The following is a 4,846-nucleotide window of genomic DNA, read 5'->3' as shown; positions in this document are numbered from 1 at the left end:
CTTCTCAATAGTTGATGTATGTCAAAGAGTCGTAGACAATACCCTGCCGTTTCATACGCCCAAGACCCTGTGTTTTGCCTATCGCTTTAATAGGCACGACCTATTATCTATTTGTAAGTGGCGCTGCTAACGTTGCGCATACTGATTTAAGTACCTCGCCCTTATAGGAAAGATGATGGTAATACCTGAAAATAGTAGCATCGTGATATTTGGTGCGTCCGGGGACCTGACTTACCGTAAGTTGATCCCTGCCCTTTACCACCTTTACGCGAATAAACAGCTTCCGGAATCCTTTGCGATTTTAGGCGTCAGCCGAACTGAATACAGTGATGAGTCATACAGAGAGAAGCTTAAGCGCTCGCTTCAGGAAATGGAAAAAACTGAACCAGAGACGCTGGATGCTTTTATCAACCACCTTCACTACCAGGCCATCAGCACTTCTGATACCCAAGATTACGCCAAACTGGTCACCCGCCTCGACCAACTGGCTAATGAATATAACTTCGAACAGCGTAATACGCTCTTCTATCTCGCAACCCCACCAAGCCTTTACAGTGTTATCCCTGCTAGTCTGGCCGCTCATGGTCTGAATGACGAGAGCAACGGCTGGAAACGTCTGATCATCGAAAAACCTTTTGGTTACGATCTGGAATCGGCGCGTAAACTGGATAAAGACATCCACGAGCATTTCCAAGAGCATCAGCTGTACCGTATCGACCACTATCTGGGCAAAGAAACCGTTCAGAACCTGCTCGTTTTTCGCTTCTCCAACGCGATGTTCGAACCACTGTGGAATCGCAACTACATTGAGTACGTAGAGATCACCGGGGCAGAATTCCTCGGCGTAGAAGAACGTGGCGGCTACTACGACGGCTCAGGCGCGGTACGTGACATGTTCCAGAACCACCTGCTGCAAGTGCTGGCCATGGTCGGTATGGAGCCACCGGCGCAAATTAACGCCGACGCAATGCGTGATGAAGTAGTGAAAGTGCTTCAGTGTCTGAAACCACTCGAAGAACACGATCTGCGTAACAACTTGGTGATGGGTCAGTACACCGGCTCTGATGTACGTGGTCAGTTCCTACCGGGCTACCGCGAAGAACCTGGCGTGGCAGAAGACTCACGCACCGAAACCTATGTGGGCCTGAAAGCCTACATCAACAACTGGCGCTGGAACGGTGTGCCTTTCTATGTGCGTACCGGTAAACGCCTGCCGACACGCGTGACGGAAGTTGTGATTCACTTTAAAGCCACGCCACACCCGGTGTTTGGCCAGAACGCACCAGAGAACAAGCTCATCATCCGTATCCAGCCAGACGAAGGCATTCAGATGAGCTTCGGCCTCAAAGAGCCGGGCGCCGGATTCAACGCTAAAGAAGTGAAAATGAACTTCCACTACGCGTCGCTGCAGGAAACTCAGATGCTGACGGCGTATGAACGTCTGCTGCTTGACGCACTGAATGGCGATGCCACTCTGTTTGCACGTAGCGATGCTGTGGAAGCTTGCTGGAAATACGTTCAGCCGATCCTCGATTTCAAACAGGATCCGCAGTCACTGTTTGGCTACGCTTGTGGTACCTGGGGGCCGAAAGAGTCTGACCAGTTACTGGAGCGCGATGGCCGCGCATGGCGCTTCCCTTGTAAGAACCTAACCGACACGGATTACTGCGAACTATGATCAATCACAAGATATTCCCGACGGCCGATGCCGTGGTCGAATCCCTAGCGAATGACATGAAAGCCTACAGTGAGTTGGGTCGCCCTGTGCACATCTCACTGTCTGGCGGCAGCACACCTAAAATGCTGTTTAAACTGCTGGCTTCTGACGCTTACGCCACCTCTATCCAGTGGCAGAACCTGCATTTCTGGTGGGGCGATGAGCGTTGTGTGGCACCGGATGATGCAGAAAGCAACTACGGTGAAGCGAACACATTGCTGTTCAGCCAAATCGACATTCCAGCAGGCAACATTCACCGCATCTTGGGTGAAAATGAGCCACAAGCTGAAGCGCAGCGCTTTGCACAAGAGATGACAGACGTCATCCCATCAGAGAGCGGCACGCCCGTATTTGACTGGATTTTGCTGGGTGTTGGCGCCGACGGCCACACCGCTTCCCTGTTCCCGGGCAAGACCAACTACGACGACGAGAACTTGTCTGTGGTTGCGAGCCATCCTGAATCCGGCCAGCTTCGCGTATCGAAAACCGCGAAAGTACTGGAAGCTGCAAAACGCATCAGTTATCTCGTTCTTGGCGCAGGTAAAGCCGAGATCGTTTACGAAATTCACACAACTCCGGCTGAAGATCTGCCTTATCCGGCAGCCAAAATCCAGTCTACAACTGGTGAAACGGAGTGGTATTTAGATTCAGACGCAGCAGCAAAGATTGCTTAAGCGCTTGCTTGTCGAAAGAGTAATTGGAGAGAAATAAAATGAAAGGTGATATCGGTGTAATTGGCCTGGCAGTAATGGGCCAGAACCTCATCCTGAACATGAACGACCACGGCTTCAAAGTGGTAGCGCACAACCGTACTGCGGCAAAAGTTGACGAATTCCTGGAAGGCCCGGCAAAAGACACTAACATCGTTGGCGCATACACGCTGCAAGAGCTGGTTGATAAACTGGAAGCACCACGCAAAGTGATGCTGATGGTTCGTGCTGGTGCGGTGGTTGACGCGTTCATCGATCAACTGGTTCCTCTGCTGGACAAAGGCGACATCATCATCGACGGTGGTAACACAAACTACCCAGACACTAACCGCCGCGTTGCAGCACTGCGCGAAAAAGGCATCCACTTCATCGGTACTGGCGTATCAGGCGGTGAAGAAGGCGCTCGTTTCGGACCGTCTATCATGCCAGGTGGCGCACCAGAAGCTTGGCCAGCAGTGAAACCTATCTTCCAAGCAATCTCTGCAAAAACGGATGCGGGCGAGCCATGCTGTGACTGGGTCGGTAACGACGGCGCTGGCCACTTCGTGAAAATGGTTCACAACGGTATCGAATACGGCGACATGCAGCTGATCACAGAAGCTTACCAGTTCATGAAAGATGGCCTGGGCATGACAGCCGACGAAATGCAGGCAGTGTTCGCTGACTGGAACGAAACTGAGCTGAACAGCTACCTGGTCGAAATCACTGCTGACATCCTTGGCTACAAAGATGAAGACGGTGAAGCACTGGTTGAGAAGATCCTCGACACTGCAGGCCAGAAAGGTACCGGTAAATGGACAGGTATCAACGCTTTGGATCTGGGTATTCCACTGACTCTGATCTCTGAATCTGTCTTTGCGCGCTGCCTGTCTGCACTGAAAGACCAGCGTGTTGAAGCAGAAAAACTGTTTGGCAAAACCATCACTCCGGTTGAGGGTGACAAACAAGAGTGGGTTGATGCACTGCGTCAAGCGCTGCTGGCTTCAAAAATCATCTCTTACGCACAAGGCTTTATGCTGATGCGTGAAGCGTCAAACGAAAACGGCTGGGACCTGAACTACGGTAACGTGGCTCTGATGTGGCGCGGTGGTTGTATCATCCGTTCTGCATTCCTGGGCAACATCCGTGATGCATACGAAGCGAACCCGGACCTGGCATTCCTGGGCTCTGATGATTACTTCAAAGGCATCCTGACCGGTAGCCTGGCCGCATGGCGTAAAGTAGCAGCGAAATCGCTGGAAACCGGTATTCCTATGCCATGTACGACGTCTGCCCTGACCTTCCTGGACGGTTACACCACTGCTCGTCTGCCAGCGAACCTGCTACAGGCACAACGTGACTACTTCGGCGCGCACACTTATGAGCGTACTGACCGTGCACGTGGTGAATTCTTCCACACCAACTGGACTGGTACAGGCGGTGACACGGCGTCGACTACGTACGACGTATAAGACGTAACTTGGAGCGGATTCAGCCCCAAGCCTACGCCTAAAATTTGAGCATCAAGGTGGATGTTAACAAGGTTAACATCCTCTATTTTTTGTCTACTCGGAAATTCCGGGGCCCGTGATCACCTCAGGGTGTTCAGTGGATAAATCTTGAATGAGAGATTTCGACGATGACTATCAATAAGTACTATGTCTTTGTTCCGCAGGCAGCGGACGGTGAAACACATAAGGAACATGAAGTTCAGTCCGAGAAGGAAACTCAACGTCAGGCGATGGTCAGACAGGCGCAGCAACAAGGCGGGTTGTAAGCATCGGTTTGATACAAAAAGAGCACCAAAAGGTGCTCTTTTTATTTCCCACTCAGAAAGCAAACTTAAGCGCGGTCTGAGCATTGAACTGCTCAGCATCCCGATAGGTGTTGTAACCACCGGACAGTTCCAGAGACACCATCTCTCCCAACATGAATTGCGACGTAAGCTTGTAGTCGTTCATTACGTGCTCATCCAGATACGAAATCCGATAGCGCGGCGTGAGCGCCAGAAACGGAGTTACAGCGTAAGCAAAGCCGATATCCGCCGCCCCCCCATACTCGTCAAATTTGGCAGAGCCACCGTTCTGATGATCCCGTTCAACTTGATAATTATTGACACCCAGGCTGTAGAAAAGAGAGGAACGCTGGTAATTTTGGTAACCACCCAGTGCCAAAAACGTATTACTGATGTCTGTATTCCCGGCCGTGGTTCCTTCGTATTCGATTTTTGCGTATCCATCTAATGCCTGAGGAGAGAAACTTGCAGTCGCATTCACACCAAACAGATCACGGGCACCTTTATTCTTGTAATCATCCCCAAGAAATGCCCCCAGACTATGGCTCTTTTGTTCCCCATATTGTAATCCCGCGCCAACATAACTGTACTTACCCAGTGACCCTTGTGCCGCTATTACACCAGAGCTCATCACCAACATTAAAG

Annotated in this window: 5 protein-coding genes; 4 read left to right on the top strand and 1 reads right to left on the bottom strand. The window is 51.1% G+C overall.

Going from position 1 to position 4,846, the window contains the following annotated elements; translation table 11 throughout:
* Positions 1-175: 175 nt before the first annotated feature.
* From zwf to CAG65_RS22015, 4 genes are all read left to right on the top strand, one after another.
* A complete protein-coding gene (zwf, locus tag CAG65_RS03285; protein ID WP_161452155.1) occupies positions 176-1,678 on the top strand; it encodes a glucose-6-phosphate dehydrogenase in 1,503 nt (500 codons plus the stop codon).
* On the top strand, positions 1,675-2,391 hold the full coding sequence (gene pgl, locus CAG65_RS03280) for a 6-phosphogluconolactonase (RefSeq protein WP_021706548.1): 717 nt from the start codon (positions 1,675-1,677) through the stop codon (positions 2,389-2,391). Before zwf ends, pgl begins: the two co-directional genes overlap by 4 nt.
* Positions 2,392-2,429: 38 nt before the next feature.
* Entirely contained in the window at positions 2,430-3,878 is a 1,449-nt protein-coding gene (gene gnd / locus CAG65_RS03275; protein ID WP_021706549.1) for a decarboxylating NADP(+)-dependent phosphogluconate dehydrogenase, read from the top strand.
* Between the two features lie 167 nt (positions 3,879-4,045).
* Positions 4,046-4,183 (top strand): hypothetical protein, encoded by a 138-nt coding sequence (locus CAG65_RS22015; protein ID WP_021706550.1) that lies wholly within the window; start codon positions 4,046-4,048, stop codon positions 4,181-4,183.
* Positions 4,184-4,235: 52 nt separating this feature from the next.
* Here CAG65_RS22015 and CAG65_RS03270 read toward each other — a convergent pair whose 3' ends face one another.
* Positions 4,236-4,841, bottom strand: coding sequence for a hypothetical protein (locus CAG65_RS03270; protein WP_237668733.1), 606 nt, complete (start codon positions 4,839-4,841; stop codon positions 4,236-4,238).
* Between the last annotated feature and the right edge of the window lie 5 nt (positions 4,842-4,846).

The organism is Vibrio sp. V39_P1S14PM300 (assembly GCF_009904765.1).
Taxonomy (GTDB): Bacteria; Pseudomonadota; Gammaproteobacteria; order Enterobacterales; family Vibrionaceae; genus Vibrio; species Vibrio proteolyticus.
The sequence above is the reverse complement of the archived record's forward strand: the minus strand, read 5'-3'. Positions and strand labels throughout refer to the sequence as shown.

Bases quoted from the DNA above. Each gene is read 5' to 3' on its own strand.
- zwf (WP_161452155.1), top strand. From the start codon at position 176: ATGGTAATACCTGAAAATAGTAGCATCGTGATATTTGGTGCGTCCGGG.
- pgl (WP_021706548.1), top strand. From the start codon at position 1,675: ATGATCAATCACAAGATATTCCCGACGGCCGATGCCGTGGTCGAATCC.
- gnd (WP_021706549.1), top strand. From the start codon at position 2,430: ATGAAAGGTGATATCGGTGTAATTGGCCTGGCAGTAATGGGCCAGAAC.
- CAG65_RS22015 (WP_021706550.1), top strand. From the start codon at position 4,046: ATGACTATCAATAAGTACTATGTCTTTGTTCCGCAGGCAGCGGACGGT.
- CAG65_RS03270 (WP_237668733.1), bottom strand. From the start codon at position 4,841: ATGTTGGTGATGAGCTCTGGTGTAATAGCGGCACAAGGGTCACTGGGT.